24 protein-coding genes are annotated in these 22,586 nt (G+C 52.4%); 3 read left to right on the top strand and 21 right to left on the bottom strand.

Annotated elements, in window-relative coordinates; translation table 11 throughout:
- Positions 1 to 99 precede the first annotated feature (99 nt).
- From K8942_04810 to K8942_04790, 5 genes are all read right to left on the bottom strand, one after another.
- The gene (locus K8942_04810; GenBank protein UPA22341.1) at positions 100 to 900 is read right to left on the bottom strand and encodes a potassium channel family protein; all 801 of its coding nucleotides are present in this window, start codon (positions 898 to 900) and stop codon (positions 100 to 102) included.
- Between the two features lie 10 nt (positions 901 to 910).
- Entirely contained in the window at positions 911 to 1,210 is a 300-nt protein-coding gene (locus K8942_04805; GenBank protein UPA22340.1) for an FmdB family transcriptional regulator, read from the bottom strand.
- A 67-nt stretch (positions 1,211 to 1,277) separates the two neighbouring features.
- Positions 1,278 to 1,682 carry a hypothetical protein gene (locus K8942_04800; protein ID UPA22339.1) on the bottom strand — a complete coding sequence of 135 codons (405 nt, stop codon included), beginning with the start codon at positions 1,680 to 1,682 and terminating at the stop codon, positions 1,278 to 1,280.
- Positions 1,683 to 1,981: 299 nt separating this feature from the next.
- On the bottom strand, positions 1,982 to 2,527 hold the full coding sequence (locus tag K8942_04795) for a hypothetical protein (GenBank protein UPA22338.1): 546 nt from the start codon (positions 2,525 to 2,527) through the stop codon (positions 1,982 to 1,984).
- A gap of 181 nt (positions 2,528 to 2,708) precedes the next feature.
- Complete coding sequence (locus K8942_04790) at positions 2,709 to 3,032, bottom strand: hypothetical protein (protein ID UPA22337.1); 324 nt, start codon at positions 3,030 to 3,032, stop codon at positions 2,709 to 2,711.
- A 161-nt stretch (positions 3,033 to 3,193) separates the two neighbouring features.
- Here K8942_04790 and K8942_04785 point away from each other — a divergent pair, with 161 nt between their 5' ends.
- The gene (locus tag K8942_04785) at positions 3,194 to 5,806 is read left to right on the top strand and encodes a valine--tRNA ligase (protein UPA23149.1); all 2,613 of its coding nucleotides are present in this window, start codon (positions 3,194 to 3,196) and stop codon (positions 5,804 to 5,806) included.
- Between the two features lie 225 nt (positions 5,807 to 6,031).
- Here K8942_04785 and K8942_04780 read toward each other — a convergent pair whose 3' ends face one another.
- The 12 genes from K8942_04780 to rplJ all read right to left on the bottom strand — a co-directional run bounded on the left by K8942_04780 (position 6,032) and on the right by rplJ (position 14,830).
- Positions 6,032 to 7,228: a DNA polymerase IV gene (locus K8942_04780; protein ID UPA22336.1), complete on the bottom strand. Its 1,197-nt coding sequence runs from the start codon at positions 7,226 to 7,228 to the stop codon at positions 6,032 to 6,034.
- A 23-nt stretch (positions 7,229 to 7,251) separates the two neighbouring features.
- Positions 7,252 to 7,857: a transcriptional repressor LexA gene (lexA, locus tag K8942_04775; GenBank protein UPA22335.1), complete on the bottom strand. Its 606-nt coding sequence runs from the start codon at positions 7,855 to 7,857 to the stop codon at positions 7,252 to 7,254.
- Positions 7,858 to 8,012: 155 nt separating this feature from the next.
- Entirely contained in the window at positions 8,013 to 8,777 is a 765-nt protein-coding gene (locus K8942_04770) for an SDR family NAD(P)-dependent oxidoreductase (protein UPA22334.1), read from the bottom strand.
- A 119-nt stretch (positions 8,778 to 8,896) separates the two neighbouring features.
- On the bottom strand, positions 8,897 to 9,802 hold the full coding sequence (locus K8942_04765; GenBank protein ID UPA22333.1) for a hypothetical protein: 906 nt from the start codon (positions 9,800 to 9,802) through the stop codon (positions 8,897 to 8,899).
- On the bottom strand, positions 9,799 to 11,355 hold the full coding sequence (locus K8942_04760; protein UPA22332.1) for an LCP family protein: 1,557 nt from the start codon (positions 11,353 to 11,355) through the stop codon (positions 9,799 to 9,801). The genes K8942_04765 and K8942_04760 overlap by 4 nt, the downstream gene beginning before the upstream one ends.
- 38 nt (positions 11,356 to 11,393) lie before the next feature.
- The gene (locus K8942_04755) at positions 11,394 to 12,122 is read right to left on the bottom strand and encodes a DUF1624 domain-containing protein (GenBank protein ID UPA22331.1); all 729 of its coding nucleotides are present in this window, start codon (positions 12,120 to 12,122) and stop codon (positions 11,394 to 11,396) included.
- A 109-nt stretch (positions 12,123 to 12,231) separates the two neighbouring features.
- Entirely contained in the window at positions 12,232 to 12,669 is a 438-nt protein-coding gene (locus tag K8942_04750) for a hypothetical protein (GenBank protein UPA22330.1), read from the bottom strand.
- A gap of 2 nt (positions 12,670 to 12,671) precedes the next feature.
- Positions 12,672 to 12,911, bottom strand: coding sequence for a hypothetical protein (locus K8942_04745; GenBank protein ID UPA22329.1), 240 nt, complete (start codon positions 12,909 to 12,911; stop codon positions 12,672 to 12,674).
- Positions 12,912 to 13,011: 100 nt separating this feature from the next.
- Positions 13,012 to 13,308 carry a zinc-ribbon domain containing protein gene (locus tag K8942_04740; GenBank protein ID UPA22328.1) on the bottom strand — a complete coding sequence of 99 codons (297 nt, stop codon included), beginning with the start codon at positions 13,306 to 13,308 and terminating at the stop codon, positions 13,012 to 13,014.
- 163 nt (positions 13,309 to 13,471) lie between these two features.
- Positions 13,472 to 13,648 (bottom strand): hypothetical protein, encoded by a 177-nt coding sequence (locus K8942_04735; protein ID UPA22327.1) that lies wholly within the window; start codon positions 13,646 to 13,648, stop codon positions 13,472 to 13,474.
- An 82-nt stretch (positions 13,649 to 13,730) separates the two neighbouring features.
- A complete protein-coding gene (rplL, locus tag K8942_04730) occupies positions 13,731 to 14,135 on the bottom strand; it encodes a 50S ribosomal protein L7/L12 (protein UPA22326.1) in 405 nt (134 codons plus the stop codon).
- A gap of 38 nt (positions 14,136 to 14,173) precedes the next feature.
- On the bottom strand, positions 14,174 to 14,830 hold the full coding sequence (rplJ, locus tag K8942_04725) for a 50S ribosomal protein L10 (GenBank protein ID UPA22325.1): 657 nt from the start codon (positions 14,828 to 14,830) through the stop codon (positions 14,174 to 14,176).
- Between the two features lie 285 nt (positions 14,831 to 15,115).
- On the opposite strand from rplJ, the gene dtd reads away from it, so the two are divergent.
- Entirely contained in the window at positions 15,116 to 15,553 is a 438-nt protein-coding gene (gene dtd, locus K8942_04720; protein UPA22324.1) for a D-tyrosyl-tRNA(Tyr) deacylase, read from the top strand.
- 46 nt (positions 15,554 to 15,599) lie between these two features.
- Entirely contained in the window at positions 15,600 to 17,546 is a 1,947-nt protein-coding gene (locus tag K8942_04715; protein UPA22323.1) for an HD domain-containing protein, read from the top strand.
- A gap of 29 nt (positions 17,547 to 17,575) precedes the next feature.
- Here the strand turns inward: K8942_04715 and tig are convergent, their stop codons facing one another.
- The 4 genes from tig to K8942_04695 all read right to left on the bottom strand — a co-directional run bounded on the left by tig (position 17,576) and on the right by K8942_04695 (position 22,574).
- A complete protein-coding gene (gene tig, locus K8942_04710; protein UPA22322.1) occupies positions 17,576 to 18,856 on the bottom strand; it encodes a trigger factor in 1,281 nt (426 codons plus the stop codon).
- A gap of 80 nt (positions 18,857 to 18,936) precedes the next feature.
- Positions 18,937 to 19,833, bottom strand: a complete 897-nt coding sequence (gene secF / locus K8942_04705) for a protein translocase subunit SecF (protein UPA22321.1) — start codon at positions 19,831 to 19,833, stop codon at positions 18,937 to 18,939.
- Between the two features lie 95 nt (positions 19,834 to 19,928).
- The gene (locus tag K8942_04700) at positions 19,929 to 21,251 is read right to left on the bottom strand and encodes a hypothetical protein (protein ID UPA22320.1); all 1,323 of its coding nucleotides are present in this window, start codon (positions 21,249 to 21,251) and stop codon (positions 19,929 to 19,931) included.
- Between the two features lie 18 nt (positions 21,252 to 21,269).
- A complete protein-coding gene (locus tag K8942_04695; protein UPA22319.1) occupies positions 21,270 to 22,574 on the bottom strand; it encodes a tetratricopeptide repeat protein in 1,305 nt (434 codons plus the stop codon).
- Positions 22,575 to 22,586 lie beyond the last annotated feature (12 nt).

Raw genomic sequence — 22,586 nt, 5'->3', positions numbered from 1 at the left:
TGTCAGGCACGTGTCATGCTGAGGACGCTCGAAGCATAGGCACGTTCAAGGACGGGCTCGGTGTCGACCCTTCGAGTGTCCTCAGAGTGACGCCTCTATTCAAAGTGATGCCTTCAGCCCTTTGGTAATACTCATAATCTCCTTAAAAATCGGGCTCTTGGTTTTATGTGTCTGCTGCCAGTGCGGCATGACGGTTTCCACGATGGAAATCAGTTCTTTCAGCTCACTCGCACTCTCGTGTTTCTTCCAGGCAATTTTCTTTTTCGTGAGCAGATCTGTCAGTGTCTTCATGCGACGGAGTGTGCGCTGGATGGCTTCCAGAAGCAGGGTGTCGCGCTTGGCATCAATGCGGCTGCCGTAGAGCTGGGGCATGTCTTCCATCAGTTTTTCGGCTTGGATGTAGGCGGTTGCAAGAATGTCCCATTCTTCCGGTGTCAGTGTTTTTTCTGTCTCCAGTCTCTGGATCAGCGTATCGAAGTCTTTCCGGACAATGAAAAGTCCCTGCCGCAGACTGTGGAATATACTTTCGGAGGTCATGCGATGCATGTCATCCATGATTATGTCCTGCCTGCGGGTAACGAGCTTGGCCACAAAGATGGCAAAGATCAGGAGTGCCAGAATCGCCTGCACCATCGCTATGGCCTTAGATAATCCCATCGGCACAATATCGCCGTATCCAATGGAGGTAGCGGTGATAATACTGAAGTAGAAGCTGTTGAAGAGGCGATCCCATGTCTCCATTTCCGCCAGATGCGTGGGGGCGCTGGGACTATGCAGTGCACCCAGCTCGAAGTACCACACTGCACAGACGATGTTCAGAAGCATCCACAACAGAAAAAGCTTCGTGTAACTGGCGTTACTCAGCTTCTCCAATGGGCCCATGCGAACTTTTTTCGCCATGGCCGGCACTCTACGGCTTCGCCGGTGTTTTTCCACTATCTGTTTGAGCCGGTTTTGTGTCTGGCTTCTTTTCAGGTTCCGTCTTCTGCTTTGCGTCAGTCATTGCAGGGGGCTGCTTTGGGATTGATGATGATTTGCTGTCCGTCTTATAAAAGCCGCTGCCCTTAAACACGATGCCGGGCATTGAGAGCATCTTCTCTGTTTTCTTACTGCCACACTCCGGACACGCGGGTTTCGTTTTCACGCCGAAAGAGAGTGTTTTTTCAAAGACAGACTTGCAGGCGGTGCAGGTGAAATCGAAGGTTGGCATGGTGAAAGTATAACGTATGGAGAGGGTACGAGTAGAGACCTTCGTATCGTGCATCTGCATAGCTCAGTTATGCCGCCATCCGATGCCCGCCGACTGCATCCCCGACATCCAGAAGAAGATCGGATGTTACCAGCCGGAATCCGTCTGCAATGGCGCGGATAGGGTGGAGAGTCACGACGTCTTTCAGGAATTCTTTGCCATCACGACGCATGCGGCCCAGTGTTCCGTTGGATGGTTCCAGCTTCTGATCCAGCACACCTGCCACAATCTGGTCTGTTCCCTCCAGAATCACGCTGGCAGCCGCCATGACCGGACCGGTAATCATCTGGATGGCATCATGCTTTTGGTATGGCCCTGTAATGTATTCTTGACCCAGATCCTTTCCGTATGTTTTCAGATTCGATCCCACTTCTTTAAACAAGTGGATACACCGTGCTTCGCCGGATAGGAATGCTTTGTACGGGCGTTTCATGAAATCATTATCGTCTTTTCATTGATGATAGCCAGCAAAACGCCGACTTTTTTCCGTGTTCTAAGCATAAATTGTTAAAATTCTCTTGCATCGAAAAATTTCTTCACGTATAAGGTTCCGGCTTCGTTTTAGCTGTTGCGCAAGCCACGGCGAACGATTCCTGTTCTTTCCATCATAGAACGCTGTCCCGAAAGGGCGGCGTTTTTTTTGTTTAACCGAGAGCGAGCAAAGCGAGCCGATGGTTAAACAACCCTGAGCGAGCGTAGCGAGTCGAAGAGGGAGGCCGCTATCGACAAGGCTTATTGCTTCTGCAGCGATGCATCAAGGTCTTTTCTTTTGCCCATCGTAAGCATCAGGCCATTCAGATACTCTTTTACTGCTTCAAAGGGGCCTGTATTTCCTGTGATGTCTGCATATCTGTACATCATATCCATGGATGTCGTGGGCTTCTCGTCAAATGTGCTCGCCATGTAGGCTTGTGCCTGAGGGAGTAATGTTTGTACAAGATCCGGTTCCGCTCTGAGCAGAATATCAATAGCGGCAAGGCAATAGGTCTCCGATAGATTCTGTGCGGCCGACTCCTCATAGCTCCGTCTCTGCTCTGCAATGAGTGCAAGAATAGTCAGTGGCGGACTGATCTGTTCCGATACTTCAATAACGCCCCTTTCTGTATCTATTTGGTTTGCTTCTGATTTCCGATCAATATCCGGATTCCACATAAGGATGTGCATGCTGTGCTGCAGATGCCGGATTTGCTGTTGAATTGTTGCATAGGGAATGGGAGTTTCTGCAATCCTCTCCAAAAGAGCCTGCAATTCATGGTCAGATACGGGTTCTTGGTTCATAATATTATTATATAATTTTATAGTAAAAAGTCAAATACTGATTACATGCAAATCGCCATTTTATTCGGTTTTACTAACTTGGCGGCGATACATTCTGTTATGCAGAAGCGGTACCTTTTCGGGGCACCGCTTCGGTATGTGCTGTTCTTTCGTACAGCGTTAGTTGTGTCGTTTTAGAATTTTACTGCCTGCTCTGCTCTTTCAGTATAAAGAACGTATGCATTGGCTGAGGGGGCTTTTCCTCCTGAGGAGCATCGTGACTGAGGATGAGGCCAGCTGCATCCGCAAGCAGTGTAAGGATTTCGGCTGCCGACCGCGTCATATTGATATCTGTTAATATGTTCACGGATCTCTTATTGTTACCAGAATCCCATTGCAGATGATTGGCATCTTTGCCAGGTGTCCAGACTAGGATGCACCTCTCTGCTTCGAGCCAACCAATACAATCTCCGGCCTGAAGAGCCTGTTTACCACATACTTCGCCTGCTTCGTTTCTTCTAATCATTTTTGAATCCTTTTGTTCTTTTGAAAGATCATCGACACAATTTACATATTAATATCATTTTAAATTTAGTCAAATATCGCCTTTCTCCCCAATTCACCTATACTTCACCCGTGCTCGAGAAAGCCTACGATCCAAAGGGAACCGAAGACCGCATCTACGCGATGTGGGAGGACAGTGGTGCGTTTAAGGCTGATGCAAACAGTACGAAAGAATCATTCACCATCAGCATGCCGCCGCCCAATGCGACGGGGCAGTTACATCTTGGCCATGCTGTGATGCTCGCACTGGAAGACATTTTCACGCGTTTTGCGCGTATGCAGGGGAAAGAGGCGCTTTGGGTTCCGGGTACGGACCATGCGGCGATTGCGACGGAGAACGTGGTTATCAAGAAGCTAAAAGATGAAGGCATGAAAGATCCGCGCAAAGAACTGGGACGTGAGGCGCTGGTCGGGAAGATTGCGGAGTTTGTGGAGAACAGCAAGACAACCATCCGCGGTCAGGTCCGCAAAATGGGTTCGAGCTGTGACTGGTCCCGCGAACGTTACACTTTTGAGCCGTCACTCAACCGTTGTGTGAATGAAGTCTTCAAGAAGATGTACGAAGATGGTCTCATTTACCGTGGTCACCGTATTGTGAACTGGGACCCGAAACTCCAGACCACCGTGTCCGACGATGAAGTGGAATGGAAGGAGGAGACCATTCCGTTCTATACGTTCCAGTACGGCCCGTTTCAGATTTCGACCGCGCGCCCTGAAACCAAATTCGGCGACAAGTACGTGGTGATGCATCCGGATGATGAGCGCTACGCTCAGTATAAACACGGCGATACCTTCGAAGCCGAGTGGATCAACGGACCTGTCCGTGCAACCGTCATTAAAGATACTGCTGTCGATCCTGCGTTCGGTACAGGAGTGATGACGATTACCCCGTGGCACGATACGGCGGACTTTGAAATTGCCGAGCGCCATGGCCTCGAGAAAGAACAGGTGATCGACTATGAAGGAAAGCTGCTTCCGATCGCTGAGGAATTTGCCGGGATGAAGATCGAAGTGGCGCGTCCGCTCATTGTCGAAAAGCTGCAATCAAAGGGGCTCGTCGTAAAGACCGAAGAAGGCTACGTGCACAACAAAGCCGTGAACCAGCGCGGCGGGGGAACGATTGAACCGCAGATCAAACTGCAGTGGTTTATGGATGTGAATAAAGAGGTGGTGGATTGGAAAAATCAGAAAATGAGCCTGAAGCAGATCATGCATGATGTCGTGCATCATGGAGATATTCAGATTATTCCTGAGCGATTCAACAAGACGTATTTCCACTGGATTGATAACCTGCGGGACTGGTGTGTGAGTCGTCAGATCTGGTGGGGTCATCGCATTCCGGTGTGGTATCGCGGCGATGAAATTTATACCGGTGTGACGGCGCCTGAAGGTGATGGTTGGGAACAGGACACTGACACTCTCGACACCTGGTTCTCATCCGCCATGTGGACGTGGTCGACACTCATTGATCCTGCGCTGGCACTCGATCCGTCGCTGACACTCAACGAATTATTGGAGCGCAGTCCTGACTTCAAAAAATTCCATCCGACCTCTGTGATGGAAACCGGCTACGATATTTTATTCTTCTGGGTCGCCCGTATGATCCTGATGACAACATATGCGACGGGGCAGATTCCGTTCAAGACAGTGTATCTCCACGGTCTCATCCGCACGCGTGACGGTGCAAAAATGAGCAAGAGTCATCCCGAAACCATGATCGATCCGCTGGATATGATCAGCAAATACGGAGCAGATGCGCTGCGTCTTTCGATGATCGTGGGCCAGAGTCCGGGTGCCGATTCCCGTCTCTACGAAGAAAAGATTGCCGGCTATCGTAACTTCATCAACAAGCTCTGGAACGCATCGCGCTTTGTGCTGATGCAGTGTGAGGCGGCTGGTATTGATCCGAAGAGCATTGAATCATTGCCCGATGTATCAACGTTATCTCTCGCAGACCGTGCCATCCTCCATGCATCGGAAATTCTGATTGAGGATGTGACGAAAGGGATGGAGACCTACAGCCTGAGCGAGACCGGCGAAAAGCTCTACAGTTTCACGTGGGATTACTTCTGCGACTGGTACCTGGAACTCTCGAAGGGGACTGCGAATCATGCTGTTTTGGTTCATGTGCTCCGCCGTCTCTACAAGCTGCTGCATCCGTATTGTCCGTTCATTACCGAAGAACTCTGGGCACAGATCAAGCCTGCAAATGCCGGTATGTTGATGGCGGAAGCGTGGCCTGTTGCAAAAGAAGAGCGTAAGGATCAGGCAGCTTTTGGTGAATTGCAGATATTGATCGACGTGATTACCTCTATCCGCAGACTGCGTACAGAGCAGGCGGTGGAACCGGCGAAGGAGATTTCTGTGACGATTGTGACCGGTCTGTATTCCAAGGTGTTGGAAGATCAGGAATCACACATCCGCCGTATGGGAAAGATCGGTAACCTGACTATTTCTACCGATGCCCAGAAGCTGGAGAATGTGGCGTCCGTATTCCTGGCAGACATCGAAGTGCATCTCTCTCTTGAAGGGTTGATCGATGTTGAGAAAGAGAAAGCGAGTCTCAGCAAAGAGAAAGAGAACCTGGAGAAGTTTGTTGCGGGAATCGAAGCCAAGCTTGGAAACGAACAATTTGTAGCACGAGCCCCGGAAGCTTTGGTGGCAGAACAGAAGGGGAAGTTGGAGGAGGCTAGGGGCAAGCTTCAGAAGATTGCAGAGCGTTTACAGGGTCTGTGATTCCCTTCGGGGAGCCTTGCCAGGCGGGCATTCTTTTTGCCCATGCAGCAAAAAGAATCAAAAAGTGCGGTCCGGCCAGAGCCACTGACCGCTGACCCCCTCACCCCCCGTGGCCGGACACCTCCCAACGAAACCTCATTTTCGCTTTGCGAAAATGGACCTGGTGGAACTCTTTGTTTTATTTATTCCTGAAAGCCGAAAGCTAGAAGCTGAAAGCTAAGATTTCTACTCATACAACGGCAAATTCACCCCTCGCTTCTTTTTGTGCTGTACTCCCAGGGCGCTGCCCCGCGTCACGACATCGCGTCCAAACCGGACACGCAGACTATCCAGTGACTGCTGGAGAATTTCGCTGCGCATGGTTTCTTTCGGGCTTTTGAAGAGCGAGAACTGGGTGGCGGCTTTGGGGTGCAGGTCCCAGAGCGCGAAGCCGACTTGGGTGTAGGGCGTGCGGGCTTTGAGCATTTTTTCGAAGCAGCGTTTGACGACGGGTGTGATGGCATCTTCAGTATCAAGCAGTTGGGGGAGGCGCTGTTGCTGGCCTGTGTGATGATAATTGCCGTCGCGCAGCCAGATGGAGATACCGCGGGTGGCCAAGTCCTGTTTCCGCATTTTTAATATGCAGTAACTGACATGCTCCAGAAGCTGTGCCCAGATTTTTTCTTTGCTGATAGTTTTTTTGAATGTTCGGGTGCGGGAAATAGATTGAGGCGGTTCTTCGTTGCTCGCTACCTTCGACAGTCGTTCTCCCAACAGCTCGCGCTTCAAATCAATACCCGGTCGCCCGAAGAGTTTCTGGAGTGTCATGTCATCAACCACCGTCATATCCAGTGCCGTCACCCAGTTATTTGCCGCAGCATGCTTCTGACGCGCTCTGCCGATGCCTGGAATCGCCGCCGCGGGACGATCGGCCAGAAATGTCTCAATATCCCGCTTCTCCACGACCGTGACCCCTGCAGGCTTCCGATACTCGCTGGCCATCTTTGCAAGCGTCTTGCTCGGTCCTATGCCCACAGAGACGGACATGCCAGTCATGCTCAGCACTTCCTGCTGGATATCTTTCGCCCAGATATAAAGATCGAATGGAATACCTCCCACAAGCGCGTTCAGATCTACAAACCATTCATCAATCGACATCTGTTCCAGAACAGGGGAATGGTTCTGCAGAATGGCTTCTATCTGGTGAGAGGCGAGCGATGTCTCCGCAAAATCTGACGGCATGCGGACTGCTTCCGGACAGAGTTCCATTGCCATCCTGAGCGGCATCCCGGTCTTCACCCCTTTAGCTTTTGCTTCGTAACTGGCGGCAATCACACAGCTGCCACCCATGCCCATCGCCAGCAAAGGCTTCCCGCGGAGTTCGGGATGTTTTCTCTGTAAAACAGACGCGAAAAAACTGTCAGCATCAATATGAGCAATCATAGGGATCGACGGAAAAGAGAGTCTTAGTAGCGGCGGATCACTCCACGGACAACGCCTGCGACCTGGAGCTCATCCATAGCGTACAGGTCCGGGTAATCAGGGTTTTCTGCCTGCAGGTAGTACTTCCCCTTGTCCTTGCGAAGGCGCTTGAGTGTGTACGCTCCATCCAGCACGCCCACCACAATATCGTGTACTTTCGGTTCTTTGCCGCGCTCGACAATGACCAGATCACCGTCGTTAATGCCGGCACCGAGCATGCTTTCGCCTTTGACGCGGAGCAGAAAGGTCGCGTTTTTATCGCGGACGAGATAGTTTTCAATGGTCAGCATTTCCTCTGCCTGTTCTTCTGCAGCTGCCGCAAAACCGGCGGGGATGGGGCCAAAGAGAGGGAGGCTGAATGCAGGGACGCCGTCATGTGCATCTTCATTTTCCAAGATTTTAATCCTTCCCTTGGGATCTTTCTCCAGATGTTTCTCCCGTACGAGTGCGTTTACCACCTTCGCAATTGCGTTCTTGCTGCGGACGCCAAAGGCAACCGCGAGGTCAGACAGCGAGGGGCTGTAGCCACGCTTGCGCTGAAATTCGCGGATGTAATTTAACGTAGTGCGCTGGTGGGGAGTGAGGGACATGCTGGGGGTTTGAAAGTTTAAAAGTAGAAGGTTGAAAGGTTTATGATTTTTTAACTGAAGACGAACGTTCACCATCATAGGTGTACGATTGTCCACAGTCAACAGGAGTTTTCCAGAGAGGGTGTGGAGAACTCTTGTGCATCTTTTTGTACGTATTATTTTTCTGTTTTGTGCGCGTTTGCCGTATTTGCCTGTGCCGTCGGCATGATCACTAGATCATTGATGCAGACGTGTGGCGGGCGCGTGACGGCAAAGAGAATTGCTTCGGCAACGTCCACTGCATCCAGTACGCGTAGTCCTGCATAGCGTGCTTTGGCTTTCTCGCGGTCACCTTTGAATCGGACGACGTTGAATTCTGTTTCTACCATTCCGGGGTCGACAGAGGTGACGCGGATATTGTGGGGGAGGAGATCGATGCGTAGCGCTTTGGTGACGGCGTCCACTGCGTGTTTGGTCATGCAGTAAATATTGCCGCCTGCGTATACCTCTTTTCCCGCAATAGAACCGATGTTCACAATGTGTCCGTTCTTCCGTTCGATCATCCCCGGCATGACCGCATGGGTGACATTCAGCAGCCCTTTGATGTTCGTATCGATCATGGTATCCCAGTCAGTCGGATTGCCTTCGTTGATAGGTCCCAAGCCAAGGCCGAGCCCTGCATTATTCACAAGGATATCGATGTTCTTCCAATCTGCCGGCAGGTTTGTGATACCAGCTATGACACCAGCACGATCGGTGACGTCGCAGTGCAGAATATGCACACGGCCTTTCTGGAGCGCTTCCAGCTTTGTTTTAAGTGCCTCCAACCGTTCCATGCGCCGCCCGTTTATGATGACATTAAAACCGTTGGCAGCGAGAGTTTCGGCTGTTGCTGCGCCGATTCCTGCGGTGGCGCCGGTGATGAGGACGGTCTGAGACATAGGTGTTTATCCTAATCAAAGTATGCCCTGATGAAAAGGCATCCGAGGTTTCCAGGGTTTCAGAGGTTGCCCATGATCTGTACGTCGGCGCCTGGATCACATCGTACACCTCACAAACCTCACAAAATCTCATCCAGATCCTTCTGCTTGATCAGCTCCAGATACGTAATCGTCCAGACCGTGTGCTTGAATGCCTGGAGGTACGCAAAGAAATAGCTTGCGGCAATAACTAGTCCGACACCCACAATGCCCGCGATGGTGTAGCTCACAATGGGGGAGATGAAGAGCGCCAGCAGATAGCCGATGGCGACAATAATGCCGGGGATGAGGATCAGCATCGCGATATTCAGGACGATGCGGATCGTGATGACAAAGAGGAGGAGCAGCAAAAACATCACGTGGCTCAGGTGGCTCACGATCAGTTTGAAACTTTTGCCCATCGCCTCAAAAATATTCATTTTCTGGAGGACGGCCGCCTGGTTTGCGAAGCTGAAGAAGAAGCGGAGGACGTTGCTCAGCACAAAGAAGAACAGGAGAATCGAGATGCTCCAGTAGCTAAGCGGTGCTTCCACGTAGCGCAGAATCAGCGATGATGCAGTCACCACGGTCGATACGCCGGCCAAAACCAGGAATTCGTGAATACCGAAGATTGCAAAGAAGTTATAGAGCCCGAGCACCAGTCCGCCTTTCACATCTTCTTTCCGGTACGATTTGGCGGCCAGCCCGATGATGGCACCCGTACAGAGGTGTGGCAGGAAAATTTCCACCACAATCAGCAGGATGAAGAAAATCATGAATGCCAAAAAGACCCCGAACGGTAGTGACTGGTAGATGAGGATTTCAATATCGAAGAATCCCGCGTCGCCGCTGCCGTAGAAATGCTCGTAGGCAAAGTAGACCTGGTATACGAGCAGTTTTACATCGAGCAGTGTTTCAAAAAAGGACGACGTAAAAGCCCATCGCCGGATGGGGCGCTCTTTGGTGGTAATGGCCCAGGCTTCCGCAATGATTTCCCGCGGCGTCATTGAATGGGTTGGAAGAGGGACTGCACAGGGGTGTAAGCATAGTCCTTTCCAAGCAGAATCTGAATGGAAGATGTGTCCATTCCAGCGGCAACCTCGGGAGCCAGAATGTCCAGTTTCATCTTGAGGAGATCGGCGAGGAAGGTCGCTTTCTCGCGATTGTCTTCCGATGCACGGACTGTCGACTGGTCCAGCTTTTCCCCATTGTCGCTGTTGGCCACTCTGTCGATCGTGAAGCTGTACCGCTCAAGTTCGTCGCTCTGTTTGCGTCCGCTGCCCGGTGCTGCCCCTGCATTCAGCACGTCAATCGGCGTGCGGTCTGCAAAGAAGGTGCGGTTATCAATGACGAGATCCACGAGAATATTGATCTGCTTCCAGGTGATCGGCATGGGGGGGATCGAGACAGGGAGTAGGACAGAGGCGCCACCGAATTCTGCGCGCGGAGGCGTGTAGAGGAAGCCGCCCGGGCGGACCATCGATCCGTACAGACCGTTCTGGTCATTGAGCTGCAGCGGCAGAATATTCGCGCGGTCAATCTCTCCACCCATTTCCGCAAGGCCGAGCATCTCGCGGACGGCGAGCGTGGTTTCGACGTGCTCTTCAAGAATCTTCAGGAGGTCCAGGATGCGGCCGGGTTTCGAGAGTGCCCCACCTTCCTTCAGCTTATCGCCGAGTGCATTGAGAATCTGCTGCTGACGGCGGGAGCGGTCGAAGTCGCTTGTTGAATGGCGGCTGCGTGCATACTTGAGTGCGGTTTCTCCATCCAGGTGCTGCGGGCCGGCCTTGATTTCAAACGTCGTGTAGCTGGTTTCATCGGCCGGATATTGTGTATCAATCAGATCTTCCGGCACCTCAATATCCACGCCGCCGATTGCGTCCACTGCCTTTACAAAGCCAAGGAAATCGACCATCAGTGCTTCGTGAATCTCCATGCCGAATGTGCGTCCCAGTTCCGACGCGACTTCTGCCAGAGCCAGTGTTTCAGCTTCATCTTTGGTTTTCCCCTCACGGATGAGTGCCACTTTATAATCGCGATACATGGTATTGATGCGGCCTTTGCCCATCTTCTCCGTCTGCAGCAGATACAGATCGCGCGGGATACTGAGCAGCACGACGCTCTTGGTTTTGGTGGGATCGATGCTCGCAATCATGATGGTATCCGTCAGATCCACGCCATCGTGTCCGGCATCGCCTTTTCCGAGGAGCAGGATGTTTGTATGGCCGTATGCGTCTGCTGGTAAATCGGATGCAGCGACAGACACCAGACTCTTGATATTCAGCACTTTCAGACTGACCAGCGCTTTCACGGTTGCCGCAAAGAGCAGCGCAGCACACAGCACGGTAATGAGCACCACAAGCACACGCTTGAGTACATTGAGTCGTTCTTTCTTTTTGGCTTTCTCCTCACTTTTCTTCTGGGCATGCGCGTACATGATTTCACTGAACGCCAGAATCGGGCCGCTGACTTTCAGCAGCACCTTCGTGACTTTTTTCCAGGGGATGGGCCGCCTCTTTTTCTTCTTGTCGTCTGTTAAACGACGAACCGTAAATGACATAGGCGGAGGTCAGTATAGGGTGAGGGTCCGGGGTAGGGCTAGAGGAAAATAGAGAGAACGGTGAGCAGGATCGGTTGATGGAGAAGATAGATGATGAGGGCGTAACGGCCGGGGATGGTAAAGGTTGAGGTGAGGGTTGAGGGATGAGATTCAGAGGTGAGGATTGTCGGGAGGTTTTTTCGCCAGATGAGATGATCAACGTACAAGGTTTGGCCGATTACCAAACCAATCAGCACAACGCCGAACCAGGGAATGAGCGGGAAGTAATCGACGGTCCGGAAGTGCGGGCTCATCAGGCCGAAAGGCAGAAGGAGCGATGTAGCAATGCGCATGGATGAGACCCACTGCGAGAGCACGAGCAAGATGGCTGCCACCCCCAGATTCCATCGCTTGAGAGGCACAAAGATGGGAAGGAGCAGGATAGACACGCCGATCATATGCAGGATGCCGAAACGGACATACGTGTCCGGGTCTGCAGTGTAGGTTGCGATGCTGACGAGCATGCCGCAGCCAAGTAGCAGTAGCCCCCGTTTGAGAACCTTGAACCGGCGCTTTGCTGCAGTGGTCCGATTGTAGGAAATTGCAAAACTGATGCCGACGAGCAGCAGGAAGACCGATGCGACAGTCACCTGAAAGATTTTCCACGCACCCTGATTCACATTGATAGCAACACCGTAAAAAACCTGCAGATCAAATGCGGCGTGATACACGATCATGCCGATGACTGCCAGGGACCGCAGTATGTCGAGTTCGGGGTAGCGCTTCATGGGTTATGGGATATCGGTTATGGGTTATGGGATACGTAAATAATAGCTTATCAAAAAGAAGTTCCTTACCCTCATAACTCATAACCCATCACTCATAACCGATTATCCGTCACCGGCGCGGTCGCATCATCCACGCTGCTGCAATCAAGACAATGACAGCAATCAGACGCAGAAGTGGGAGAAACGGAGTCAGGAATGTCATGATGACGCCGATTCCCAGGAATGACGCGGGGAGGACCAGACAGACCGGGCAGAACAGTGTGACAGCGCCGAGGATTCCCGCTACACCTGTTGCTCTTTTGGTGCCTTTGGGACAACTCCCTTCGCGGGTGTTCCACACAATCAGGCCGGCTGTGAGTGACAGGAGGAGTCCGAGGAGAATCGTGAAGAAGATATCAATGGGGGTGGCGGGGGTGCGCGGAAGAACCGGCAGAGCGGGGATGAGCATTTGGAGGAAATCCAGCTGCCATGCAAAAAATGCACTCGTCACAATCAGCGTGATGCCAAAGGGGATCCAGAAAAGCCGCGAACGAAAAAGTCTGTTCATTCTTATGCAGCGTGATTGCAGTTACCCGGACAGTTTTTGCTGCACGCACCGGAGGTACATTCCTTTGTATTGCAGCCTTCTCCCGTACAGACTTCCTGCTTCATGGGGCAGTAATTCTTCGAAGCAGAGAGCAGTGTTCCGGATTGTCCCATCACAATGACATACCCAAGAATCAGGCCAAAGAGACCGATGCTGATCGTAAGCCAGGGGGATGTCTGTGTTGCAGGTGTCATCTGATCCATCACTCTCAGTATAGCAGAAAGGGCTTCCTGATGCCACGGCCCCCCTCTACGAAAAACGCCCCCTTGCGGAGGCGTCTTTTCTGAATGCAATAGAGGGGAATTAACCCATGCCACCATCAGAGTCGCGCTTGGCCATGAAACAAGCCTTGCAGAGGACCGGCTTTCCGCCTTCCTCAACCGGACGTGGTTTGAACGGCACCTGGCAAGCTGCGCCACACTGGGCACATACTGCGTCGTGCATTTCACGCATAGCACCGCGATCGTTCTTGCGAGCGGAGCGGCAGTTCTTGCAGCGCTGTGGAGCGCTCAAGTTCTTGCTAGCGTAAAATTCCTGTTCACCGTCTGTGAACGTAAATGCCTGTCCGCAATCGCGGCACGTGAGCTGCTGATCAGCCATAGTAGAAAAAAAGAAAGAAATGAATCACAGTGTTCCTCTTTTCTGATCTCTGGTTTGACTGCCTATGGTGAGGTTGTCGTGCCGTATGACTTGAAACGAAGGTAGCTGTTGCAGTCACTATACAGTGAATATATGCAGTGTCAACATAAATTGACGTATTTCGTCAAATAGATACGGTTTTATTGCCTGTCCGCACTGATTCAAAGATAGCGTCTTCGCCTTCCGTTAGATCCAGTATATCGACGATTGCATGATAGGTGCCTTCTACCACATCAAAAGGAAAAACAGGTTTTAATCTTGTCTGGTTCTCTTCTTCTATAATAAGGAGAGTTTCGCTCATTGCGTCTTATTCTATCATTATTGCATAACACAAAAAAGACGACCCGAAGGCCGTCTTTTTAGAATCAATGAGATGAGAAGAATTACTTGAGGTTCACCTTTGCACCAGCCTCTTCGAGTTTCTTCTTCATAGCCTCAGCGTCAGCCTTCGGCACACCTTCCTTGATGATCTTCGGTGCTCCGTCGACAGCTGCCTTTGCGTCACCGAGTGCAAGACCCGTGATTTCGCGGACAACCTTGATCACGGCGATCTTCTGAGCGCCTGCTTCTGCCAATTCGACATCGTACGCAGCCTTCTCTTCAGCACCGCCAGCGGCAGCACCGTCGGCAGCAGCGCCACCAGCCATAGCGACCGGAGCGGCAGAAATACCGTATGTTTCTTCCATGTATTTAACGACGTTGTTCAGGGAGACAACGTTGAGCTTTTCGAGGGCGGTAATGACTGCCTTCTCCTCTGCGGTGAGCTCGATGGTAGCTGTATCAGCCATAATAGGGGGGAGTAGAGGGGATTAAAAAATGTAACGAATTAAGCGGCAGGAGCATCGGCAGCAGGTGCTGCGGGAGTTTCCGGTGCGGCTTCTGTAGTTGGGGCAGCATCTGCTGCAGGCGCTGCTTCTTCTGTCTTTGTTTCAGCAGCAGGAGCGTCCGTTGCCGGAGCTGCTTCTACCTTCGGTTCTTCTTTTGGAGCAGGCGCTTCCTTCTGTTTTGCAAGCTCCGTGAGGCCGCGAGCAAACGACGTGAGAGGGCTGTTCAACATGGCAGCAAACATACCAAGCAACTGGAGCTTGCCAGGGATCTTCGCGAGACGGACTGCTTCCTCTTTGGAGAGAAGCTTGCCTTCGAAGATACCGCCGATGAGTTCAACCTGCGGGTTTGTCTTTCCGAACTTGAATGCAACCTGAGCGCCTGTCAGAGGATCGGAAAAGCTGAAGATACAGGCAACAGGTCCTTCAATTGCCTTATCTGTCAGTTCCGGCAGACCAAGATCCTTCGCAGCAAGCTGCATGAGGGTCTTCTTGGCGACTTTCATTTCTGCATCGGATGCGCGGAGCTGATCGCGGAAGTCGCTGACATCGTGGACAGTGAGTCCAATGTAGTGAGCGAACATCACGGAGCTGCTCTTCTGCATTTTATCCTTGAGCTCCTGGAGCTGGGCCGATTTCTGCTTCTTGGTGAGGGCCATAATCTAGGGGATAGGTTATAGGGATTAGCTTTTAGAGGAGGTAAGGGTGATTTTTGTAGTAATTTTTATACAAAAAATCGTTGGTTCCCTTCCGCCCGGGAGACCAACGAGGCAAACGGCACGAATCACCAAGCCGGAGCCGGATGAGCGATGCTGTGTGCCTCGGGAGGGCTTACCTTCGGTCTGCGACCTAATGCCTCCGGTCTTCGGACAGGTCTGCATCATAGCGGGTGTCAAAAATATGTCAACAGATTGTGCTCAGACTTTGGATTATTCTGTTTGTCTATGCGTCTTCTTCTTCAGAAAGTGAGTAAAGCCCGCGTGATTGTCGACAAAGAGACAATCGGCTCCATTCAAGATGGCTATGTGCTGTTTCTCGGTGTTTTACATGGTGATACAGCCGCACAGGCGGATTGGCTCGCGGACAAAGTGCTCAGTTTGCGTCTGTATGCCACGGAGGAAGGCGACAATAAGCAGACTATTCTGGAACACGGCGGATCGATCCTTCTTGTCTCGCAATTCACCCTGGCGGCTCAGACGGATCGGGGGACGAAGCCGGATTATGGGTATGCAGCCCCGGGACCTGTGGCAGAACCGCTGTATCTCCACTTTGCAGAGGCATTGCGATCTCGCGGCATACTCGTGGAAACAGGTCGTTTTGGTGCTTTTATGTCTGTTGAGCTCACCAACGAAGGGCCGTATACGCTCTGGCTGGATCGTTGAGAAAAAACACATATTTTTGACAGTTTTGTGGTACAGTCAGCAGAAGATGCTCATCGACCAACGCACCATTGCGCCGTCTCAGACTGCATTCGACATGCTGATGACCATCCGTTCCCGCGCGTCGGTTCCTACCGATATCGAACGTCTCCGTGAGGCGTATGCTTTTGCAGACTCGCACTACGGCAACACAATGCACTGGACGAAGGAGACGGTGATGGATCATTGCCTGGGAATTTTACGCACTCTCCTGCAGTTTGAACCCGATGATGACACGATCATCGCCTGCTTGCTTCATCATACGATTGATGCCGGCGCCTGCACACTTGCAGAGCTGGAACGGCGGTACGGCACAGCGGTCCGTAATATGATCAGCGGGGAAAATCTGTTGTCGCATGCGACGGTCAAAAACCGGCGCATGTCGCTCGAACAGCTGCGTCTGATGTTTCTGAAAGTGTCAGGAGACGCGCGTCTCATTCTGCTTCTCCTGAGTCAGCAGTATCATCTTCTTGAGCGTCTGGATGCTATGAGCAGCGAGGACCGCAAACGCATCTGCCGTGATACATTACAAATCTACTCACCGGTTGCTGCACGTCTGGGTATTTACACGCTCAAACACCAGATGGAGGCGCGGGCTTTTCCTGTCATGTATCCGGTCGACGCAACACACATTGCAGAACAGCTCGAAAACATGCATGCAAAACATGGACAGTTTTTGCAGCTGGCATCCACACTGCTCATGAAAGATCTTGCGCTGGCCGGCATCCTGGCCCGTGTGCAGATCCGTGAAAAGCAGCCCTACAGTATTTTCCATAAAATGCAGCTTAAGAGTCTGTCACAGGTGGAAGATCTGTACGATCTCTTTGCGCTCCGCGTCATTGTGTCTGATGAGAGCGAATGCTATCAGGCCCTTGGTGTCCTACATCGTCTCGGACATCCGGTGGCGGGGCGTTTCAAGGACTACATCGCCTTTCCGAAACCAAACGGTTACAAAAGTCTGCACACCACACTGGCACAGTTGCCCGGTGTTCCTGAAGGGGTCTTCATTGAGGTGCAGATCCGTACCGTCGCCATGCAACGCGAAGCGGAATACGGTATTGCCGCGCACTGGAGTTATAAAGAGGGAGGGACAGCTGAACATGCGTTGCAGCGTGCCCAGATTCAGCGGGCCCTCACACAACCGATTGGCGACAATCCGGCACTGGACAGCACAAACAGCCGCATCTTCGTCCTGACGCCGCACGGCGATGTCATTCAGCTGCCGGAAGGAGCAACACCGCTCGACTTCGCGTTCCATGTGCACACGACGCTCGGGCTCTCATTCAAAGGTGCGAAGGTGAACGGCAATATTGTTCCTATCGACCATATTCTGGAGAACGGTGACATTATCGAAATTCTCAAACATCCGGATCCGCGCCCATCCCCGCAGTGGATCACGCTGCTCAGGACTGCGTCTGCGCGGTCCCGCCTGAAACATTATCTGCATTCACAGGAACGTCCGATGCATCTGGCAATCGGGCGTGATGCGCTCAATGAGGAATTGCAGAAACATCATCTGCCGTTACTCGACACAGATCTCTCACTCCTGCGTCTGGTCGATCATGAATCGCGCACCATGTCCGAGCGCGAGGATCTGCTTGTCCGCATCGGGCAGGGGATGCAGAACGTATCTTCTTTTCTGCCGCATCTCACGCTCCTCAAAGATCGGCTGCAGGAGCGGCCGCAGCGGCCGGCGGTGTTTGTACGGGGCACATCGCTCATTGCAAAAGTAGACGGCAATATTCCGATGCCTGTGCTTTTTGCAAAGTGCTGCAAACCGGATAGCTCTGAAGGCAGTCCGGTGATTGGCGTCATCAGCAGAACAGGGGATATCCGCGTGCATCTCACGGGGTGCAAGATGCTGAAGAATGTGAATCCGGCTCGGAAGATCGGCGTGAAATGGACAAACCGCGCTGAGGCGCTGAAATCCGAAAATCGAAATCCGAAATCCGAATAGACTCGAGTTTCGATTTTCGGATTTAGAATTTACGCCAGTAATCCCTCCATCACTTTTTCCACGAGTGCTCTCCAGCGCAGTTCTTCATAGAGGTTGCCGTGACTGTCGAATTCTTTACGTGCCTGGACTTTCTGTTCTTCGGGGAGGCCGCTGATGAAGTTGTCACCGCTTGCAGCGACTTCTTCGTCGGTGACAGTGACACCTTTTTCTTCAATCAGTTTTGCCATGCCGAGGCGCAGTTTCCAGCGGTCTTCGGCCTGCTTTTTCAGGTCTGCTTCTGCCTGCTCCACCGTCTTGCCTTCTTTCTTGAGCGCATCGGCAATCGTCATATTCTGGCGCTCGAGTTGCTGGCTCCATTCATCAATCAGTCCGCGCATTTCTTCGTCGAGCAGTTCGTCGGCAATCTCAACATCGGTGCGCTTGCGGATTTCGTCCATCAGTTCGCGTTCGCGGCGCATGCGGTCAAACTGCTCTTCCTGCATCGTGATCGACTTTTCGACAATCGAGCGGAACTCGGCTGCGGAGGGCGCGTTCAGTTTCTCTTTGGCAAACGTGTCGTTCAGTTCAGGGAGCTTTGTCTCTTCCACTTTGGTGACGGTCACGTGGAACGTTGCCTGTTTGCCGCGGAGACTTTCTTCCTGGAATTTTTCCGGGAGTGTGAGCGTGAAAGATTTTGAATCTCCTTTCTTCAGTCCCTTGAGCTGCTCTTCAAAGCCGGGCAGCAGGGTATTGGATCCAATCAGTGCGTCATATCCTTCTGCACGCATGCCGGTAATCTCTGTTCCCTGATCGTTCGTTGCATGGAAATTGAGCATCAGGCGGTCATTCTCAGTCGCGGCACGCTCCACTTCGGTCGATGTGCGGTGATCGTTCAGGACGGATTCCACGACGCGGTTGACATCTTTTTCATCAGCCTTGATGGTCTTCTTCTCAATCTTCAGCGTGTCGATATTCTTTACCTTCACAACCGGACGCTCCACAAATGTGATTTTCACGCTGAGCGGCTCTGCGGTTACAATCTCGATTTTCGGAGGGATGACGGGCAGAATCTTGTGCTCATCAATAATAGCGGGAAGAGCGGTGCGGACGAGTTCGCGGACTGTTTCCTCAAGCAGTTGATCCTTCGGAATGCGGTTTCTGACCATATCTGCCGGAGCATGTCCGACGCGGAATCCTTTGATATTCACGTTCGATGCCAGGTGTGAGAGTGCATGTTCCTCAGCAGCGGTCTGTTCTTCCTTGGTGAAAGACGCAGTGCAGACGACGCGGGATTTTGGCAGACGTTCAACAGAAATGTTCTGAGCTGACATAGACGAGGGGGATGAAGAATGGAGAATTGAGGATGGAGAATGACGTATGGAACGCTCTGTCACATCATCATTCCATCCTATTACCGATCGCGCTTTCTGAGGAAGACGAGAATCGGGGTGGCGACGAAGTACGAGGAGTACATACCGACAATACTTCCGATAATGAGTGCCAGCATGAACCAGCGGATGGATTCAGATCCGAAGATAAAGAGAGCGAAGAGCATGATGAGCAGTCCGAATCCTGTGTTGAACGTGCGGCTGATACAGGCCCAGAGAGCCTTGTCTGCAACGTCTGCGAGTTTTGCGTGCTTGTCGCTTCCTGTAAGCGTTTCACGGATACGGTCGAAGATCACGATCGTATCGGACACAGAGTGACCCATGATGCTCAGGAGTGCTGTCACAAACAGAGTGTCGACCTGGAAGGTCGTGACGTAACTCAGCACGGTGAAGACACCGAGCAGGATAATAATGTCATGCATGAGAGCCAGAATAGTTGCGAGACCGAATGTCCATGGGTTCAGGCTGCGGGGGACTGCGCGGAAGGAGAACGCGACGAAGGCCATGATCGCAAGGCTCGCGATCAACAGTGCCCAGAAAGCGCGCTGCTTCAGGTTGGCACCAACGGTCGGGCCAATGGTGGTGTACTGCAGCTCCTGCACATCGCCAATGGCGCTTTCCACATGGGTGAGAAGCTCGGTGTGCTGTTCATTGGTCAATGTTTCGGTCTTTACAAACCATGTACCGGTCTTGGTCCGGGAGAAGTGTGCATCCAAGGATTCACCCTCTACCTGGAAAGAGCGGATGGCTGTTTCAAGATCCTGCTGTGTTTTTCCTTCCGGCAGACCGATTTCCATCAGTGTGCCTCCGGTGAATTCAATGCTGACATTGGGGCCCGGATAGATGAAGACCACAATAGACGCCAGGACCAGAAGGCCTGAAAGGGGCAGGAAGAACCGTGAAAGTTTGATGAAAGACATAGAAAGGCGTTAACGGGATCGGAGACTACAGGAAAAATGGAGAATTGAAAATTGAGAATTGAGGATTCCTCCCACCTGCCCCATTTTCTTTTTCTTTAGATTTTCTTGAGCACAATCGTCAGAATGCGCCCGTTTTGACTCATCTTCCATTTCATATGACCGGAGGTGCCAGCAGGGACAATCGCTCCTTTGGAGACGGTTGGCAGGGTGTGGTGGAGGAAGGCATTCCATTCTGCACTGTGAATGAGGCCCAGAGCGGCCGGAATATCGTCCAGACCCGCGAGTGATGATGCGGTCTGGCTGACAGCTTTCTCGACGGCGTCTGTGTCATTACTCAAAATATACCGATTACTGCGTATCGCTTTCACGAGAACGGTGTCCGCATTTTTCTGGCGGAGCGTGCGGACAGTCCAGCCGTATTCGGTCTTTGTTGTGTCATCAATCAGGCTTTCATCCTGACGGATATCCTGCCAGTTGAATTTGTCGTCGAACGTCTCGGTGTGTACGGAAGCGGTTTTGAGAGTGGCCAGGAACAGATCTGTGAGATGATCCAGGGTCGCTTCATTATCCGGCATCTCTCCTTCCAGATAGACACGCAGTCCATTGCCTGTGTCTTTCTTTGCAACTTCCAATGTTGTTGTGCCTTCAAGGAGTGGCGGCAGGTCGTAGGTCGGACTCAGCTCTTTGCCGAAGAAATTTGTGAGTGTGCTTTGGAGAACGGTTTGCAGCACTGTCACGTCATCGTTCTGGAAAGTGTCGGACAGGAGATCCAGAAATGCGGTGCCATTGGAGACATGAATAATGAAGAGAGGTTTTTCAAATAATTCCTTAGGACCGCTTGTGAGCATTGGCAGGCGCACACCATCGGTCACCAGTCGGAGTTCCAGTCCGTCTGCAAGGCTGATCATCATCACAGGCTGATTGGTTTGCAGGAGAGATGCGACAGGGGACTGCGCTTTGAGTGCGACTGATGGAAACGCCAGCCAGCCGCTCGGGAGAGACGTCTCGTCATCGGCCAGTGCGCTATAGCTGTACTGACGGCTGAGTGGATTGGTGACTGCCTGAAACAGCGGATCAAACGATGGATCGGATGTGCGGATTGTGAACGGTTGATCGCCACCCATCACCGGTTCCACCACGGCCCATCCTGTTTTGCCGCTGCCGGTTTTCAGGAGTGCGACTGCGGATGGTGTATCGGTTACAGGAACATTCGCGAGCGCGCCGATGTGTGCTGAGAAGGTGCCGATGTTCTGCGTCGTGATATTGGTGAAAAAGGCGATGGTTTCCTCTGCCGGGACCATGCGGGCTGGATCGTTTTTCCCGGATGGAAGTGAAAGAAAAGCGGCAGCCGTCGTCACAATAATTATTCCTGCTGCGCCGAAGCCGATGAGGAGTTGCTTTGTGAAGAGGGATTGCATGGAAGGATGGGAGTCGGTTTACAGTTTATTGAGTCTCTCGCGAGCGCTCGTTAATTCCGGGTTCATCGACAGTGCTTTTTCCAGATTCGAGCGCGCTTCTGCAGTGTTGCCGTTTTCCGCCTGCACCCATCCGAGCAGCATGTAGGCGACTGCGTCGTTCGGCCACTTGGCAACTGCTTCTTCCGCCTTTACCTGCGCCTCCTGTTTTTTGTCGGACGTGAGTGCGGCTGCAATGTAGTCGCTGTAGCTCTGGAGTCCTGCATCCGGGAGCCTGGTGAGGGCGTCCTGCTGATCAAGTGCGAGGGTGACATTGCCGGTGATGAGCGCTTCTTTTGCAATGAGCCTGCGGACTTCTGCTTCCGGCTGGAATCCGTTTTCCAGCGCGTACTGGAGGAAGGTGAGAGCATTGCCGTGATCTTCCTGTGCGCTGTACACGCGGCCAAGGAAGTACTGTGTTTCCGGCTTTTCCGGATCGAGCTGATACGCGCGTTCGAGAGAGGCCAGTGCTTCGGTCAGGCGTTCGGTGGTGAGTTCGCAGAATCCCTGCAGAATCCATGCGTCGCGGTAGTCGTCCTGCTGATTGGTTGCTTCAGACAAAAGCGGCAGCGCGAGTTCGCATTCCTGCACGTCTGCGAGAGCGTGGCCGAGGAGGGTGAGCAGATGCAGTTCCGGGCTTTCCGGGAAGAGGGCGAATTCCTCGTAGGCTTTCTGGAGTGTGCGTGCGTAGGTCCGCAGGACCGGCTCCCATCCTGTTTCGACAAGAGCGAGTTCCTTGCGTGCGGTCTCTGTGTCGCCGGTAATAATGCCGACCAGTGCAAGGCCGTAGTGTTTCTGCGGGCTGTCCTCACTCGCATTCAGAAGGGTGAGTGCTTTGCCGAGTTCACCGGTGCGCAGATCAATAATACTTTCGAGGAGCAGTGTGTCTTCTTTCTTGGCGCCACTTCTGCGGAGCTGATCCAGCGTCGTCTGTGCGCCGCGGATGTCGCGTCTTTGCATCTGAGCCTGGGCCAGTTTACGCAGAGCAGTCAGTCCACCTCCTGCATCCACTGATTTCTGATATTCCTCCTGCGCATTTTTCCATTCGCCGCGCAGTGCGAATACGTCGCCCTGACGGAGACGGAGGAGTGATTCATTGCCGGTATCTATAGCGGCCAGCGGCGTTGTCTGTGGGACGGTGGCTGCACCGGTTCCCGTTGGTTTCTGGATGCCCGCACTCAACATGGCTCTGGTGCTATCCAGCTGCCAGAACAAAAATCCTCCCGCTGCAATGGCGCATAAGAGGGCAGCGCTGATGGGGAGGGTGATGCGGGGGGAGAGAGGCATGCAGACAGCTTA

The sequence above is a fragment of the Candidatus Peribacteria bacterium genome (assembly GCA_023038255.1).
Classification (GTDB): Bacteria; Patescibacteriota; Gracilibacteria; order Peribacterales; family Peribacteraceae; genus CALREJ01.
This window is presented reverse-complemented; position numbering and strand designations above follow the sequence as displayed.

What these genes read in the sequence shown, in the direction of transcription:
- K8942_04740 (UPA22328.1), bottom strand. Translation starts at nt 13,308, where the DNA reads ATGGCTGATCAGCAGCTCACGTGCCGCGATTGCGGACAGGCATTTACG.
- K8942_04780 (UPA22336.1), bottom strand. Translation starts at nt 7,228, where the DNA reads ATGATTGCTCATATTGATGCTGACAGTTTTTTCGCGTCTGTTTTACAG.
- K8942_04795 (UPA22338.1), bottom strand. Translation starts at nt 2,527, where the DNA reads ATGAACCAAGAACCCGTATCTGACCATGAATTGCAGGCTCTTTTGGAG.
- dtd (UPA22324.1), top strand. Translation starts at nt 15,116, where the DNA reads ATGCGTCTTCTTCTTCAGAAAGTGAGTAAAGCCCGCGTGATTGTCGAC.
- tig (UPA22322.1), bottom strand. Translation starts at nt 18,856, where the DNA reads ATGTCAGCTCAGAACATTTCTGTTGAACGTCTGCCAAAATCCCGCGTC.
- K8942_04735 (UPA22327.1), bottom strand. Translation starts at nt 13,648, where the DNA reads ATGAGCGAAACTCTCCTTATTATAGAAGAAGAGAACCAGACAAGATTA.
- K8942_04805 (UPA22340.1), bottom strand. Translation starts at nt 1,210, where the DNA reads ATGCCAACCTTCGATTTCACCTGCACCGCCTGCAAGTCTGTCTTTGAA.
- K8942_04810 (UPA22341.1), bottom strand. Translation starts at nt 900, where the DNA reads ATGGCGAAAAAAGTTCGCATGGGCCCATTGGAGAAGCTGAGTAACGCC.
- K8942_04700 (UPA22320.1), bottom strand. Translation starts at nt 21,251, where the DNA reads ATGCAATCCCTCTTCACAAAGCAACTCCTCATCGGCTTCGGCGCAGCA.
- K8942_04745 (UPA22329.1), bottom strand. Translation starts at nt 12,911, where the DNA reads ATGGATCAGATGACACCTGCAACACAGACATCCCCCTGGCTTACGATC.
- K8942_04760 (UPA22332.1), bottom strand. Translation starts at nt 11,355, where the DNA reads ATGTCATTTACGGTTCGTCGTTTAACAGACGACAAGAAGAAAAAGAGG.
- K8942_04790 (UPA22337.1), bottom strand. Translation starts at nt 3,032, where the DNA reads ATGATTAGAAGAAACGAAGCAGGCGAAGTATGTGGTAAACAGGCTCTT.
- K8942_04770 (UPA22334.1), bottom strand. Translation starts at nt 8,777, where the DNA reads ATGTCTCAGACCGTCCTCATCACCGGCGCCACCGCAGGAATCGGCGCA.
- rplJ (UPA22325.1), bottom strand. Translation starts at nt 14,830, where the DNA reads ATGGCCCTCACCAAGAAGCAGAAATCGGCCCAGCTCCAGGAGCTCAAG.
- lexA (UPA22335.1), bottom strand. Translation starts at nt 7,857, where the DNA reads ATGTCCCTCACTCCCCACCAGCGCACTACGTTAAATTACATCCGCGAA.
- K8942_04785 (UPA23149.1), top strand. Translation starts at nt 3,194, where the DNA reads ATGTGGGAGGACAGTGGTGCGTTTAAGGCTGATGCAAACAGTACGAAA.
- K8942_04750 (UPA22330.1), bottom strand. Translation starts at nt 12,669, where the DNA reads ATGAACAGACTTTTTCGTTCGCGGCTTTTCTGGATCCCCTTTGGCATC.
- secF (UPA22321.1), bottom strand. Translation starts at nt 19,833, where the DNA reads ATGTCTTTCATCAAACTTTCACGGTTCTTCCTGCCCCTTTCAGGCCTT.
- rplL (UPA22326.1), bottom strand. Translation starts at nt 14,135, where the DNA reads ATGGCTGATACAGCTACCATCGAGCTCACCGCAGAGGAGAAGGCAGTC.
- K8942_04755 (UPA22331.1), bottom strand. Translation starts at nt 12,122, where the DNA reads ATGAAGCGCTACCCCGAACTCGACATACTGCGGTCCCTGGCAGTCATC.
- K8942_04800 (UPA22339.1), bottom strand. Translation starts at nt 1,682, where the DNA reads ATGAAACGCCCGTACAAAGCATTCCTATCCGGCGAAGCACGGTGTATC.
- K8942_04765 (UPA22333.1), bottom strand. Translation starts at nt 9,802, where the DNA reads ATGACGCCGCGGGAAATCATTGCGGAAGCCTGGGCCATTACCACCAAA.
- K8942_04695 (UPA22319.1), bottom strand. Translation starts at nt 22,574, where the DNA reads ATGCCTCTCTCCCCCCGCATCACCCTCCCCATCAGCGCTGCCCTCTTA.
- K8942_04715 (UPA22323.1), top strand. Translation starts at nt 15,600, where the DNA reads ATGCTCATCGACCAACGCACCATTGCGCCGTCTCAGACTGCATTCGAC.